Genomic DNA, 13,911 nt, shown 5'->3' on the forward strand with positions numbered 1-13,911 from the left:
GGGATGGTCGCCGCCCCGCGCCCGATTTCGGTGTGCTGTTTACTGCGGAAGCGACACGCCGTAGTCCTTCGTGGACAGCGTCGCCGGATAGAAGCAGGAGGTCGAGCTGTCACCGCCGGTGAGCGTGCCGAGCCCCTTGCTGCCGTCGTAGGCGGGTCCGCCGGAGTCGCCGCCCGCGGAGTGCGCGGTCGTGCAGAACTCGTGGTAGACCGTGTATCCCTCGGCTACGAAGGTGTAGTCGAGCTCGGTGACCGAACCCGAGGTCACCCCGCTGGTGCGGCCCGCGCGCTTCATGTTCTCGCCGACGGTCGGATCCGCGATCGAGGTGATCTTGGTGCCGTCGTTGATCTCGCTCGGTGCGGAACCGGTGTTGTTCTCCACGAGCATGGAGTCCTTGGTCGGGAAGTCGGCGTTGACCACCTTGCCGCCGTTCCAGTCCCCGCTGCCACCGAGCACCGCACAGTGACCGGCCGAGAGCAGGTAGTCCTTGCCGTCCTTGGTGACGTTGAAGCCGTTGGAGCAGGTTCCGCTGCCGTTGCTGATCTCGTCCCCACCCCGGATGAACAGGCTCATGGCGCCGCGCTCGTGCTCGACGCGCGCCTTGTCACCCAGCGAGCGGGCCTTATCCTGCAGCGCCTGCTTGGCAGCCGCGGGCGTCGCGTCGTAGAGGTGCACGACGACCTGGTTGCGTACCGGGTCGATACCCCAGCCCGCCTGGGTGACACCGGGCAGCCGGTCGAAACTCGTCTTCGCCGCGGTGAGCTGGGCCATGGTGTGCTTGACCAGCTTCGGTACCGCGCCCGCGGCCCGCACCGTGGCCTCGTCGGCCTTGTTCACCACACCGACGACCGCCTTGCCCCCGGCGTCGAGGTAATGGCCACCACTTGCCGCGCCGAGCTCGTTCGCGACCGAATTGGCGAGATCCACGGAATTCACCGAAGCCGGTGCCGCCGAGGCCGGTGTGCCGAATCCTGCGAGTAATAATGCCGCACCGGCCGAGGCCGCAGCGGCGAGAATTCTTGACCGGGTACCACGCATGGGTTCCTCCTGCCCTCTTTGGATACCGCGCCCAAGGCTCGATGCTGCTCGTCACCGAACCGTACGGCAAGAATGCGTCACTCGGGGTTACCGTTAACTCTTCACTTCCGCAGCTGACGTTTCAGCACTTTCCCTGTCGAATTGCGGGGCAGCGCCTCCACGAATTCGACGTGCCGGGGGCTTTTGTAATGCGCGATCCGGGAACGCGTCCATTCGATCAATTCCTCCGCGCCGAGGTCCGTGCCCGGCTTGAGCGCGACCACGGCCTTCACCGATTCACCCCAGCGTTCGTCGGCCACCCCGATGACCGCGACCTCGGCAACCGATTCGTGCGCGGCGATCGCGTTCTCCACCTCCGGTGAGTACACGTTCTCCCCACCGGTGATGATCATGTCCTTGAGCCGGTCGGAGATGGTCACGAAGCCGTCCTCGTCGACCCAGCCGATGTCCCCGCTGCGCAGCCAGCCGTCCTCGGTGATCGTCTCCGCGGTCGCCTGCTCGTCGTTCAGGTATCCGGCCATGATCTGTTCGCTCGCCAGCCACAGCTCGCCCGGCTCCCGCGGCGGGAGGTCCTTGCCGGTGGCCGGATCCACCACGCGCAGCCGCACTCCCTCGATCGGGGTTCCCGCCGAGGCGAGCCGCTCGGGATGCGCGGAATCGCGGTGTGCCTCGGGTTTGAGCGAGGTCACCACCCCGCCCATCTCGGTCATCCCGTAGACGTGGATGAACTTCATCTCGGGCCACGCGGCCAAGGCCTTGCGCAGCAAGGGATAGGGCATCGGCGAGGCGCCGTAGCCGAGGTACTTCAGCTTGCCGAGCACCGCGACCGCCTGCTCCCCCGCCGCGAACGCGCCCGCCACGATGGCCGGGACGAGGAAGGCATGCGTGGCACCGGCACTGATCGCCGCGAACAGGGTCGCCGCGTCCGCCTCGCGGGTCAGGTAGGTCGGCGCGCCGTTGTGGATCCCGATCTGGATGTAGGAACTGCCGCCGACATGGAACAGCGGCATGGCCACCAGGTTCATATCGCCGCGCTCGAACTTGAAGTCCCCGTTGCCCGAGATCGTGTGCGCGACCAGGCCGCGGTGGGTCAGCTGCACCCCTTTGGGTTTGCCCGTGGTGCCCGAGCTGTAGAGCACGGTGCACACCTCGTCCGGGCCGATCTCCGGATCCCGGTCCCACGGGGCGGCCGAGGCGAGCAGCGGTTCATAGGCGTCCTGCGCACCGCCGACGACCACCCGCTCCCCCACCGAGGTCAGCCGGTCGGCGATACGCTCGATCGCGGGTGCGAGCTCCGCGCCGACGAACAGCAGGCGCGGGCCGGCGTGGTTGAGCACGTAGACCAGTTCCTCATCGGCGAGCCGCCAGTTCACGATCGCCGTGGCCGCGCCGAGCCCGGCGGCCGCGAACACCGCCTCCACACAGCCGATGTGGTTTTTGTCCAGGAAGGCGATCCGGTCGCCCCGGCCGATCCCCTTGTCCCGCAGCGCGCCGGTCAACCGCCGGATCCGGTCGTGCCAGCCCGCCCAGGTCCACGTCTGATCCGCGAAGGTGATCGCCGGCTCGTCCGGGGTCGCCCGGGCCCAGTGTTCGAGCCGATCGCCGATCAGGACGGGTGCCGGGGCCTCAGTCATCGCTGTTCCCATCGCCGGTGATCAAGGTGTCGATCAGCCTGGCACACCCCGGCGCGCAACTACAAGCACGCCGGATTGTTTCCCCCGGCGTGCGGGTCCGCATTGCAGCGAAAACTATGCAGAACGACCTTTGCAGAAAAAGTTCTGCAAAGGTCGCTCTGCAGGCCCCTCGACTCAGCGCCGCTCCCGGCTCAGGGCCGCGGAATATTGCGCAGGTTCGACTTGGCCATCTCGAGCATCTTGCCGACCCCGCCGTCGAGCACGGTCCGGCTGGCCGCCAGCGCGAATCCGCGCACCTGTTCGCCGGTGATCTTCGGCGGGAGCGACAGGGCGTTGGGATCGGTGACCACGTCCACGAGCGAGGGGCCGTTGTGCGCGAACGCGGTGCGCAGGGCGTCTCCCACTTCACCGGGCTGCTCCACGCGCTGGGCGTGGATACCGAGCGCGGTGGCCACGGCGGCGTAGTTCACCTCCGGCGTATCGGTCTGGTACGAGGGCAGCCCGTCGACCAGCATCTCGAGCTTGACCATGCCGAGCGAGGAGTTGTTGAACACCACGATGTTCACCGGGATCTGCTGCTGGGCGACGGTGATGAGTTCACCCATCAGCATGCCGAGACCACCGTCCCCGGACAGCGAGACGACCTGGCGGCCGGGATAGGCGAGCTGGGCGCCGATGGCGTGCGGCAGCGCGTTGGCCATGCTGCCGTGGATGAACGAGCCGATCACCCGCCGCCGCCCGTTCGGGGTGAGATACCGCGCGGCCCACACGTTGCACATCCCGGTGTCCACGGTGAACACCGCATCGTCCGCGGCGACGTCGTCGAGCACGTCCGCGGCGTACTCCGGGTGGATCGGCAGGTGCTTCTCGATGTCCCTGGTGTAGGCGTCCACCACCTTCTCCAGGGAGCGGTGGTGGCGGCGCAGCATGTCGTCCAGGAAAGCGCGGTCCTGTTTGCGATCCAGCAGCGGCTGCACCGCCTCGAGGGTGGCGCGCACATCCCCGTGCACGGCGAGGTCGAGCGCGGTGCGCCTGCCGAGCCGCGCGGCATTGTTGTCCACCTGGATGGTGCGCGCCTGGGGCAGGAACGAGTCATACGGGAAGTCGGTGCCGAGCAGCAGCAACAGGTCGGCCTCGTGCATGGCGTGGTGCGCGGCCCCGTAGCCGAGCAGTCCGGACATCCCGACGTCGTAGGGATTGTCGAACTGGATCCATTCCTTGCCGCGCAGCGAGTGCCCGATCGGCGCGTGCACGGTCTCGGCGAGCCGGATCACCTCATCGTGCGCCTCCCGCACGCCCGCGCCGCAGAACAGGGTGACCTTCTCGGCGGCGTTGATCGCATCGGCGAGCGCGCGCACCTGCTCTTCGGTGGGATGCACGATCCCACTCGGCGGGCAGTAGCCGCCGGTACCGGTCGGATTGGTGGCGGGCTGATCGGCCACATCGCCGGGGAACACGAGCACCGAGACCGAGGAGGTCGCCACGGCGTGCTGAATGGCCACCCGGACCAGGCGCGGCGCCTGGCTCGGGTCGCTGATCATCTCGCAGTACTCGCTGGCGTCCACGAAGGTGCGCTCCGGGTGGGTCTCCTGGAAGAACCCGGTGCCGATCTGGCCGCTGGGGATGTGCGAGGCGAGCGCGAGCACCGGGGCGCCAGTGCGGTTGGCGTCGTAGAGGCCCTGGATGAGGTGGGTGTTCCCCGGGCCGCAGGAACCGGCGCACACCGCGAGCCTGCCGGTCAGCTGTGCCTCGGCGGCCGCGGCGAAAGCACCCGCCTCCTCGTTGCGCACGTGTACCCATTCGATGGCATCGGTTCGACGGATCGCGTCGACGACCGGGTTGAGGCTGTCCCCGACGACCCCGTACACCCGGCGTACTCCCGCCTGGGCCAGGATCTCGACGAACTGCTCGGCCAAGGTTTTCGCCATTTCGGACTCCCCTTGCACGTCATGATCATCAGGTGTCTGACCACCCGCACGTTACGCGGTGGGCGCGGTACCGGCAGCGCGAGGAGTTCGCCGACGTGCCAGGGGTCACCACCCTCTGGCGGCATGGTTCATACTGTGGTTAGGCTGTCCTAATAAATTTGCAGGGAGACGTATGGCCTCCGGTTCGGAACTGCTACGCGAAAACGTTGCGGGGCAACGCAAACTGCTTGCCGCCTCCTCGACCCTGGCCGCCGTGCATCAGGGCGGCGAGGCGCTGGTGCCGGTGCTGATCGGTGTGATCATCGATTCGGCGATCGCTTCCGGTTCGGCGGGCGCCCTGCTGGTCTGGGTGCTCGTGCTCGCCGCGGACTTCGCGATGCTCTCCACCGCGTACCGGTTCTCCGCGCGGTTCGCCGAACGGGCCAACCAGCGCGCCGCGCACGAGCTGCGCATGCGGGTCACCGAACGGGTGCTGGACCCGCGCGGTGGCGCGGAATCGGCCCGGTTGCCCGGCGAGCTGGTGAACATCGCGACCGGGGACGCGCGCCGAGTCGGGAAGCTGCAGTTCGCCATCCCGTACGGGCTCTGCGCCTCCCTGGCCGGGGTACTGGTCAGCGCCATCGCCCTGCTGCGGCTGTCCATCCCGCTCGGGCTGACCGTGTTGCTCGGCGCTCCGCTGATCGTGTTCGGCGCGCAGCTGATCGGCAAACCCCTCGAGCGGCGAAGCGATGCCGAACAGGACGAGGCGGCCTTCGCCTCCGGGGTCGCCGCGGACCTCGTCTCCGGCTTGCGCGTGCTCAAGGGCATCGGCGCGGAACGCCCCGCGAACGCCCGTTACCACGCGCGCAGCCGTTCCTCGCTCACCGCGACGCTGCGCGCGGCACGGGCACAGGCCTGGCACGACGCGACGATCCTGATCCTGACCGGGCTGTTCATCGCCGCGGTCGCACTGGTCGGGGTGCTGCTGGCCATGCGCGGTTCGCTGGGTATCGGCGGACTGGTCGCGGCGATCGGGCTCGCCCAGTACCTGCTCGGCCCGTTCCAGGCCTTCGGCAGGCTCAACGGGCTGCTCGCCCAGGCGCGCGCCTCCGCGGGACGGATCGCCGCGGTGCTCGACACCCCGCACGCGGTACCGGGCGGGGAGCGCGCCCCTGCCGAACCCGTGCGCGGCGCGCTCAGTCTTCGCACGGTGCACTGCGGACGGCTTTCCGGGGTGGACATCGAGGTTCCGGCGGGCGCTCTGCTCGGGATCGTGTGCCGGGAACCGGACGCCGCGACCACGCTCGCCGAACTGTTCGGCCGTGCCCGTGATCCCGAGTCCGGGCAGGTGTATCTGGACGGGGTGCCGCTGACCGAGCTGGACCCCGCGCTGCTGCGCACCGGGGTGCTCAGCGCCGCCCACGACGCGGAGCTGTTCTCCGGGACCCTGGCCGAGAACGTGTCCGCCGCGGCGGACGGGGCCATCGAACCCGCCCTGCGCGCGGCCGGGGCCGAGGAGGTCGCCGCCACGCTCGCGCAGGGAACCGCGACCCGGATCGCCGAGCGGGGCGGATCGCTTTCCGGTGGCCAGCGCCAGCGGGTCGCGCTCGCCAGGGCCCTCGCGGCCGAACCACCGGTGCTGATCGTGCACGATCCGACCACCGCCGTGGACACGGTCACCGAAGCACAGATCGCCCGTTCGCTGCGGGAGTACCGGGACGGCCGCACCACGATCCTGCTCACCACCAGCCCCGCGCTGCTCGCCGAGACCGAATCGGTGGTCTTCCTCGCCGACGGCACGGTGACCGCGCGCGGCAGTCATGCCCAGCTGGTGCACGAGAACGCCGACTACCGGACGGCGGTGCTGTCATGAGTGAACGTCTTCCCGTCGCCACCGGAAAGCAGACCGCGAGCGCGCTGCGGGAACTGTTGCGCGGCAACCGGTTTCTCGCCGCGGCCGCGCTCGGCGCGCTACTCGTCTCCACCGCCGTCGGCCTCGCCGTCGCCCCGCTGCTCGGCAGGCTGGTCGACCTGGTCGCCGCGCACCGGGCCCCGTCCGCGCTCGTGCTGCCGATCACCGCGCTGGCCGTGGTCGCCGTGGCGCGCGGGCTCACCAGCGCGCTCGGTGCCATCCTCACCTCGAAGCTCGGCGAGACGATGCTGGCCCGGCTGCGGGAACGGTTCGTCGCGCGCACCCTCGATCTGCCGCTGGAAACCGTGGAACGGGCCGGATCGGGTGATCTCACCGCCCGCGTCACCAATGACGTCGCCCTTGTCGGGGAAACGGTGCGCGAGGGGCTGCCGCAGCTGGCGCAGGCGGTGCTGACCATCGTGCTCACCTTCGGCGGGCTCGGCGCGCTCGACTGGCGGTTCCTGCTCGTCGCGCTGATCGCGGTGCCGCTGCAGCTGCACACGCTGCGCTGGTATCTGCGCCACGCGGTGCCGCTGTACGCGCGCCAGCGGGTGGCCAGCGGGGACACCCAGCAGTCGCTGCTGGACACCGTCGGCGGCGCGAGCACGGTGCGCGCCTTCGGCCTTTCCCGCGGGCACACCGAGAAGGTGGCCGGTGCCTCCTGGTCCGCCGCCGAGCTGATGCTGCGCGGGATGCGGCTGGTCACCCGGTTCTACGGGCGGCTCAACCTCGCCGAGTTCATCGGGCTGGGCGCCATCCTGGTGATGGGTTTCTTCCTGGTCCGCGCGGATGCCGTCACCATCGGCGCCACCACCGCGGCCGCGCTGTACTTCCACAGCCTGTTCAACCCGATCAACGTGGCGCTCGCGCTCGTGGACGATGCGCAGGCCGCGGCCGCGAGCCTGGCCCGGCTCGTCGGCGTGGTGGACATCCCGGAGACCGCACACGGGGAATCCGGGCGCCGTCCGGGCGGCGGGACCGTGAAAACCTCGGCGCTGCACCATTCCTACGCGAGCGGGCCGCCGGTACTGCACGATGTGCACCTGGACATCGCCGAGGGCGAGCGGGTCGCGATCGTCGGCGCGAGCGGGGCGGGCAAGACCACGCTCGCCACCATCATCGCCGGGGTGCACACCCCGGCCGGTGGTTCCGTGCTGCTCGGCGGAGTGCCACTCGAAGAGCTCTCCCCCGATCGGCTGCGCGCCAGCGTGGCCCTGATCAGCCAGGAAGTGCACGTGTTCTCCGGAACACTGGCCGAGGATCTGCGGCTGGCCAAACCCTCGGCCACGGATGCCGAACTGCGTGCCGCCCTGGACCGCGTCGGTGCTGCCGACTGGGCACAGGCACTCGAACACGGGCTGGACACCGTGGTCGGGGACGGCGCGCACCGGCTCACCACGACCCAGGCCCAGCAACTGGCGCTGGCCAGGCTGCTGCTCGTGGATCCGCCCATCGCGATCCTCGACGAGGCCACCGCCGAAGCGGGCAGCGCCGGATCGCGGGTGCTCGAGCGGGCCGCCGAGGCCGCGCTGCACGGGCGGACCGCGCTGATCGTCGCGCACCGGCTCACCCAGGCCGCTGCCGCCGACCGGATCATCGTGCTCGACGCGGGCCGGGTGGTGCAGACCGGGACCCACGCCGAACTGTCCACAGCCGACGGCCCGTACGCGAAACTCTGGGCCGCCTGGTCGGACAACCGGAATTGAGCCGCGTCCGGCGGGAGTTCGCGCTACCGTGCCCATCATGAACGAGGACGGCTACTTCGACGCACAGGTCGCGGCGAACTACGACCGAACCAATGCGGCGATGTTCGCACCCGAGGCGGTGACACCGGCCGTGGAGTTCCTCGCCGCGCTCGCCGGGGACGGGCGCGCCCTCGAACTCGGCAGTGGCACCGGCCGCATCGCCCTGCCGCTTTCCCGGCGTGGTGTTCCGGTGCACGGGATCGAGCTGTCCACCGCGATGACCGCGCTGCTGCACGCCAAACCGGGCGGTTCCGCGGTCCAGGTGACCACCGGGGACTTCGCGAACACCCGGGTTCCCGGCACGTTCTCCGTGGCATACCTGGTGTTCAACACGATCAACAATCTCCTCGCGCAGCAGGAACAGGTGACGTGTTTCCGCACCGTCGCCGAGCACCTCGAACCGGGCGGCAGCTTCGTCATCGAGGTCGTCGTGCCGGAACTGCGCAAACTTCCGCCCGGTGAGCGCATCGTGCCGCTGTACGCGAACCCCACCGAATGGGCCTTCGACGAGTACGACGTGGCCACCCAGTCACTGAGCTCCAACTACGTCGAGGTCACCGAGTCCGGCGCCAGCTATCGCTCGATCCCGTTCCGCTACGTGTGGCCGAGCGAACTGGATCTGATGGCCCAGCTCGCCGGAATGCGGCTGCGGGAACGCTGGGCGGACTGGAACCGGGAACCGTTCACCAACGAGAGCACCAAACACGTGTCGGTGTGGGAAAAGCTCAGCTGAGTTCACGGTCTTCGGCACCTTGCGTCACCGGCACGGGTGCCGCCCGGCCGGGCACCCGTGCCGGTCCGGGCCATACGGCTGATGAACAGCGACCACTTCGGCTTCGCACCGAATCGGGCACTCGGTGATTCGTGGTGGCCGCACAGGCACCGACTCGCGGGGAGTGAAATCGCCGGGAGTCCACGTGTCCGGGCTGTAGGTGAACTGATCGGCCTTGTGCGGCAGGCGGATCGTGTCCGGTCAGCATGGCGATCGCATCCACCTGGCACCACCTCGGGGCATCCGGGTAGTCGATGACGCACTCGCCTTCGCGTTCCAGATCCACCAGGGTTTGCGATGAGACCGCCCAGCCGAGGACCATGGTCCGGCCAAGAGCCCACGAGCAGGACATCGGTCCGATGTTACAGCTGCCATCGGGACTCATCGTGGTGATCAGCGCGACCGGCGTTCCGACGTAGAGCACCGTCAGGCCGAACTTTCGCCGACACGACGGTCCAGCCCGTCGAGGATGAGCGCCAGGCCCTCCTCGAACGCCGACTCGTGATCGATCGCCGGGATGTCGCCCGCCCGCTCCGCGTTCTCTCCGAGTGCGGCCTCCGCCTGCTCCTCGAGCACGCTGCCCACGGTGAACCGGCTTGCGGCCAGCATCGCCAGCTGCGCGTCCCGCTCCGGCAGCCCGGCGGCGAGCAGGAACTCCATCTTGCGACCGAGGCGATCGAGGTCCGCGCCCGCGGGGAAAACCCCGGCGTGCAACCGGGCACCATCGCGGCGCAGCAGCAGTGTTCGCCGGAAACTGCGGGTGTTCTCCAGGAACCAGGCGCGCCAATCATCCGCAGGCCGCGGTAGCGGGACCGCGGCGTGCGGGGCCATCGCCGCCTCGGCCATGGCGCTGAGCAGTTCCTCCTTCTTCCGGAAATGCCAGTAGAGCGAGGGCTGTTCGACACCGAGCCGCTTCGCCAGCCTGCGAGTGCTCACGGCGTCCAGACCGACCTCGTCGAGCAGCTCGAGCGCCTCGGCGACGACCGTATCCCGGTTGAGCTTGACCATATTGACAATCTATCGCCGATAGGCAACTCTGTAAACAGAACCTATCACCGATAGATTGAGGTATCGAGATGACACGGCACGCTCCACTGAACGTCCTCGTCTGCGGCGGCGGAATCGCCGGACCGGCCCTGGCCTACTGGCTCACCAGGGCGGGCCATCGGGTGACCGTTGTCGAGCGCTTCCCGGCGCTGCGGGCCTCGGGCGCCCAGGTGGACCTGCGCGGGCAAGGCATCGAGGCGATCGAGCGCATGGGGCTGCTCGACGCGGTCCGCGAGCAACTGGTACACGAACCGGGGGTCACTTTCGTCGGCAACCGGGGCAAGGCACGGGGAACCATCATGGCCAACACCTCCGGACACGGCAGGCAGACCCTGACCTCCGAGTACGAGATCATGCGCGGCGATCTGGTGCGGATACTGCACACGGCGACCGAGAACGACGTGAACTACGTCTTCGGCACCAGCGTGGAGAGCTTCGAACAGGACGAGAACCGGGTCCGCGCGTATTTCGCCGACGGTTCCTCCGGAGAGTTCGACCTCTTGGTCGGCGCGGACGGCCAGGGTTCACGTATTCGCAGGGCGATCCTGCCCGCCGGGGCGCCCGAGCCGTACTGGAAGGTGGGGATCCATACGGCGCACTGGCTCATTCCGCGCACCGGTTCGGACAGCGATTTCAAGAACACCTTCCACGCCCCGAACGGCCGGATGATCATGCGCCGCAGCCACAACGCGGACGACACTCAGGTGTACTTCTTCCTGCGGGAACAGTCCGCCGAGGCCTCGGCGATCCACCGCGAACCGGTCGAGGAGCAGAAGCGATTCTGGGCCGATCGGTTCCGCGACGCGGGCTGGCAGACCGAACGATTCCTCGACGGCATGGCGAAAAGCGAGAGCTTCTACTCCCAGGAGGCCCTGCAGGTGCGCACGGACACCTGGTCCAAAGGGCGCGTCGTGCTACTCGGCGATGCCGCACACTGCGCCTCCCCGTACAGCGGCATGGGCGCATCCGGTGCCCTGGTCGGCGCCTACGTCCTCGCCGGGGAACTCGACCGGCACACCGACGACCTGCCGACCGCGCTGGCGAACTACGACAGCACACTGCGGCCGTTCGTGAACGAAATCCAGGCCTCGGTGAAACCGCGCCTGCTCCGCCTCGGCATGCCCGACAGCAAGCTGGCGATCGAGGTTTTCCACGGCCTCACCACACTGGGCTGCGCGCTGCACCTTCCCGAGCTCGTCGCCCGGTGCTCGCCGCAGGACCGGGGCGGATCCTGGCAGCTTCCCGCGATTCCGGACCTCGTCGCGGGATGAGGTGCGAATCCAAAGTAATCGGGACGCCGAGGAGGCGCTGTGGCAGGCCGAACGTCCGGCCGCCGCGCCGTACGTCGACTATCCGCCGACACCGGCCTGGTACCCACCGGCCATCGGACTGCGAGCCGCTGCCTTCTGCCTGGCGATGGGCATCCCATCCGGCGGCGCCCGCAAAGCGGTCGCCGTGGCTCTCTTGGGGATGGCAGAGTCCGGGTTTGCCGTCTGGTATCGCCGATATCGAGGAGTGTTGCCGCGTGGACGAGCACCCGAGGAAGTCCGCAAGGTGCTGACGGCCTTCATTTTCGGTGCTGTGGTCGTGATCGGCGTCGTCACACCCGCGATCATGGGGCACGAGCGGGCATACACTGCCGCCGCCAGCAGCACCAGGGCGCGACTGGCATGAGCCAGTTCGGCTCGACCACCTACCGGATCACCAAGACCGGCCGCCGAGCCTGCCTCGCACACCGCAAGGCACTACAGCGCAACCGGACCATCCACGGACCCCTGGACTACGAAACCGGACTCAAACTCCGCAGCGTCCTCGACGCACTCGGCACACCCGATACACGTACCCAAGCCGAACGCACCGGTCGATATCTCCGACTCACCACATCGCCTGCGACACCGGACATACCAAGGAGGCCGGAGGTAAGCCGACTCGAAGAAACACGGCCCATCCGACCGACAACGCTCGGCTTACCGGAGGCCGGATTGGTATCTACCAACACAGCATCCCCACCATCCTCGGCAGCGACGGCGAAGTACTCGACACGGGCTGCCGCGACCGCACCACACCACCCAAAACAACATGGTGCTCCTCTGCGCCCACCACCACCGCATGATCCACCACACCGAATGGCAAGTCCGCATCACCAACGGCAAACCCGAATTCACCCCACCCGAACACCGCACCCGCCCAGCCGTCGAGCCATCGGTTTTGACAGGCAAGTAATCACTTGCCTATTATTCGGCCGCGGCCGATCACGGCCCACTGACCGCGGCCGGACAGGCGGGGACTCGCATGACAACCACCAAGGCCTACGGAACGCTGGAGGACATCGGCGGCCGCCGGGCGCTCCGCTTCGAGCTCTCGGTCGCGTACCCGATCGAGCGGGTATGGCAGGCCGTCAGTGTGCCGTCCGAACTCGAACAGTTCTTCCCGGGCGCCGCCGATTGGACACCCGTGACCGGCGAGACCATCACGGTCGCCGGGCTGACCATGGAAGTCACGGAGGTCACCGCGCCACACCGCTTGGCCTGGACCTTCGCCGGTCAGCCGCAGAGCTTCGAACTTGTCTCGACGGAAACCGGCTGCACGCTGACCTTCACCCACGTCATCGACGACCTGCCGGCAGCGCAAACGGCGACCGGCTGGGAGGTCTATCTCTCCCGGCTCGGCCCGCATCTCGCCGGCGATCCGCTCAGCGACGAGGAAGCGCACCGGCCGTGGCGTGAAATCCACGAACTCTATGCCACGCGTTTCGGGGTCGACCCGGAACCGGGCCGGGAGTGGGCGGAACAGAACCTGCCCGGCCGGGCCTAACGCAGCTGACCTTCGGCGATCCGGTCCAGTTCGCGCAGTGTCTCGCTTTCCGGCATCGTCTCCAGGAAGAACGTCGCCCGGTCGATCCCGGCCTCGGTGAGCTCCGCCAGATTCGTCCCGGCGGGCGCGTTGATGACCACCTCGGAGCGACCGCGCGCGGTGAGCTCGGCACGAACCTCGCGCACCTGCTGCGGGGTGACACTGACCGGCAGCCAGCCATCGCCGTGCGTGTAGAGCCGTTCGAGCGCGGACTCGCTCTGCCCGCCGATGTAGATCGGTGGCTGTCGCACGGGTTTCGGCCACTGGTGGATCGGATCGAAGTCCACGTGCCTGCCGTGGAACTCGGCCCCATCGGTACTCCAGATCCGCTTGAGCGCGGCGAGCTGTTCGTCCAGCAGGGCGCCCCTGGTCCGCGGATCGGTGCCGTGGTTGGCCATCTCCTGCCGGTGCCATCCCGCGCCGACCCCGAACAGCACGCGCCCGCCGGAGAGCAGGTCGAGCGTGGCGACCTCCTTGGCGGTGTGGATGAGGTCCCGCTGGGTGAGCAGCACGATCCCGGTGCCGAGCAGCAGGGAGCTCGTGGCGGTGGCCGCGGCGGTCAGCGCCAGGAACGGGTCCAGGGTGCGGTAGTACTTGGCGGGCAACGGGGAACCGTCCGGGCCGTCGGTATCGCCGACCGGAAGGTGCGAATGCTCGGCGAGGAACAGGGCGTCGAAGCCGCGTTCCTCCAGGGCACGCGCGAGCACATCCGGCCGGATACCGTCATCGGTGACGAACGTCGAGATACCGAATCGCATACCTCTGGCCAACCGCGGTCCCCCGCGCGAAATTCCCGGTTCAGCTCACCTCGCGCAACGACTTCGGCCGCAGATCGGTCCAGTTGCGCTCCACGTAGTCCAGGCAGGCCTGCCGGGAGTCCGCGCCGAACACGGTCCGCCAGCCCTGCGGGACCTCGGCGAACTCGGGCCACAGCGAGTGCTGTTCCTCCTCGTTGACCAGCACGTAGTAGCGGGCATCGGGGTCTTCGAACGGATTGGTCACC

12 protein-coding genes are annotated in these 13,911 nt (G+C 68.7%); 6 read left to right on the plus strand and 6 right to left on the minus strand.

Features of this window, described 5'->3' with window-relative positions:
* Nucleotides 1-39 precede the first annotated feature (39 nt).
* The 3 genes from AD72_RS08625 to AD72_RS08635 form a co-directional block, all read right to left on the minus strand.
* Nucleotides 40-1,038: a S1 family peptidase gene (locus tag AD72_RS08625; protein ID WP_037345181.1), complete on the minus strand. Its 999-nt coding sequence runs from the start codon at nucleotides 1,036-1,038 to the stop codon at nucleotides 40-42.
* A 101-nt stretch (nucleotides 1,039-1,139) separates the two neighbouring features.
* Entirely contained in the window at nucleotides 1,140-2,672 is a 1,533-nt protein-coding gene (locus AD72_RS08630; protein WP_031465899.1) for a long-chain-fatty-acid--CoA ligase, read from the minus strand.
* A gap of 191 nt (nucleotides 2,673-2,863) precedes the next feature.
* Nucleotides 2,864-4,600 carry a pyruvate dehydrogenase gene (locus AD72_RS08635; RefSeq protein ID WP_031465900.1) on the minus strand — a complete coding sequence of 579 codons (1,737 nt, stop codon included), beginning with the start codon at nucleotides 4,598-4,600 and terminating at the stop codon, nucleotides 2,864-2,866.
* A 172-nt stretch (nucleotides 4,601-4,772) separates the two neighbouring features.
* Between AD72_RS08635 and AD72_RS08640 the strand changes: the two genes are divergently transcribed.
* From AD72_RS08640 to AD72_RS08650, 3 genes are read left to right on the plus strand one after another with little or no spacing between them, the layout of a single operon-like run.
* Nucleotides 4,773-6,452 carry an ABC transporter ATP-binding protein gene (locus AD72_RS08640; RefSeq protein ID WP_031465901.1) on the plus strand — a complete coding sequence of 560 codons (1,680 nt, stop codon included), beginning with the start codon at nucleotides 4,773-4,775 and terminating at the stop codon, nucleotides 6,450-6,452.
* Nucleotides 6,449-8,197 (plus strand): ABC transporter ATP-binding protein, encoded by a 1,749-nt coding sequence (locus AD72_RS08645; protein ID WP_031465902.1) that lies wholly within the window; start codon nucleotides 6,449-6,451, stop codon nucleotides 8,195-8,197. The genes AD72_RS08640 and AD72_RS08645 overlap by 4 nt, the downstream gene beginning before the upstream one ends.
* A 37-nt stretch (nucleotides 8,198-8,234) precedes the next feature.
* Nucleotides 8,235-8,969, plus strand: coding sequence for a class I SAM-dependent DNA methyltransferase (locus AD72_RS08650; RefSeq protein WP_031465903.1), 735 nt, complete (start codon nucleotides 8,235-8,237; stop codon nucleotides 8,967-8,969).
* Nucleotides 8,970-9,434: 465 nt separating this feature from the next.
* Here AD72_RS08650 and AD72_RS08655 read toward each other — a convergent pair whose 3' ends face one another.
* Entirely contained in the window at nucleotides 9,435-10,016 is a 582-nt protein-coding gene (locus AD72_RS08655) for a TetR/AcrR family transcriptional regulator C-terminal domain-containing protein (RefSeq protein WP_031465904.1), read from the minus strand.
* A gap of 68 nt (nucleotides 10,017-10,084) precedes the next feature.
* On the opposite strand from AD72_RS08655, the gene AD72_RS08660 reads away from it, so the two are divergent.
* The 3 genes from AD72_RS08660 to AD72_RS08665 all read left to right on the plus strand — a co-directional run bounded on the left by AD72_RS08660 (nucleotide 10,085) and on the right by AD72_RS08665 (nucleotide 12,869).
* Entirely contained in the window at nucleotides 10,085-11,326 is a 1,242-nt protein-coding gene (locus AD72_RS08660; RefSeq protein ID WP_031465905.1) for an FAD-dependent oxidoreductase, read from the plus strand.
* A 1-nt stretch (nucleotide 11,327) separates the two neighbouring features.
* The gene (locus tag AD72_RS36420) at nucleotides 11,328-11,729 is read left to right on the plus strand and encodes a hypothetical protein (protein ID WP_156365092.1); all 402 of its coding nucleotides are present in this window, start codon (nucleotides 11,328-11,330) and stop codon (nucleotides 11,727-11,729) included.
* A gap of 618 nt (nucleotides 11,730-12,347) precedes the next feature.
* On the plus strand, nucleotides 12,348-12,869 hold the full coding sequence (locus AD72_RS08665) for an SRPBCC domain-containing protein (RefSeq protein ID WP_031465906.1): 522 nt from the start codon (nucleotides 12,348-12,350) through the stop codon (nucleotides 12,867-12,869).
* Here AD72_RS08665 and AD72_RS08670 read toward each other — a convergent pair.
* Together AD72_RS08670 and AD72_RS08675 are read right to left on the minus strand one after the other, a co-directional pair.
* Complete coding sequence (locus AD72_RS08670) at nucleotides 12,866-13,666, minus strand: TIGR03619 family F420-dependent LLM class oxidoreductase (RefSeq protein ID WP_031465907.1); 801 nt, start codon at nucleotides 13,664-13,666, stop codon at nucleotides 12,866-12,868. The genes AD72_RS08665 and AD72_RS08670 overlap by 4 nt on opposite strands.
* A 40-nt stretch (nucleotides 13,667-13,706) precedes the next feature.
* Nucleotides 13,707-13,910, minus strand: coding sequence for an MbtH family protein (locus AD72_RS08675; RefSeq protein WP_031465908.1), 204 nt, complete (start codon nucleotides 13,908-13,910; stop codon nucleotides 13,707-13,709).
* Nucleotide 13,911 lies beyond the last annotated feature (1 nt).

Source organism: Sciscionella sediminilitoris, from assembly GCF_000737195.2.
Lineage (GTDB): Bacteria > Actinomycetota > Actinomycetes > Mycobacteriales > Pseudonocardiaceae > Sciscionella > Sciscionella sediminilitoris.

Bases quoted from the DNA above. Each gene is read 5' to 3' on its own strand.
- AD72_RS08660 (WP_031465905.1), top strand. From the start codon at position 10,085: ATGACACGGCACGCTCCACTGAACGTCCTCGTCTGCGGCGGCGGAATC.
- AD72_RS08655 (WP_031465904.1), bottom strand. From the start codon at position 10,016: ATGGTCAAGCTCAACCGGGATACGGTCGTCGCCGAGGCGCTCGAGCTG.
- AD72_RS08630 (WP_031465899.1), bottom strand. From the start codon at position 2,672: ATGACTGAGGCCCCGGCACCCGTCCTGATCGGCGATCGGCTCGAACAC.
- AD72_RS08640 (WP_031465901.1), top strand. From the start codon at position 4,773: ATGGCCTCCGGTTCGGAACTGCTACGCGAAAACGTTGCGGGGCAACGC.
- AD72_RS08670 (WP_031465907.1), bottom strand. From the start codon at position 13,666: ATGCGATTCGGTATCTCGACGTTCGTCACCGATGACGGTATCCGGCCG.
- AD72_RS08625 (WP_037345181.1), bottom strand. From the start codon at position 1,038: ATGCGTGGTACCCGGTCAAGAATTCTCGCCGCTGCGGCCTCGGCCGGT.
- AD72_RS08665 (WP_031465906.1), top strand. From the start codon at position 12,348: ATGACAACCACCAAGGCCTACGGAACGCTGGAGGACATCGGCGGCCGC.
- AD72_RS08635 (WP_031465900.1), bottom strand. From the start codon at position 4,600: ATGGCGAAAACCTTGGCCGAGCAGTTCGTCGAGATCCTGGCCCAGGCG.
- AD72_RS08650 (WP_031465903.1), top strand. From the start codon at position 8,235: ATGAACGAGGACGGCTACTTCGACGCACAGGTCGCGGCGAACTACGAC.
- AD72_RS08645 (WP_031465902.1), top strand. From the start codon at position 6,449: ATGAGTGAACGTCTTCCCGTCGCCACCGGAAAGCAGACCGCGAGCGCG.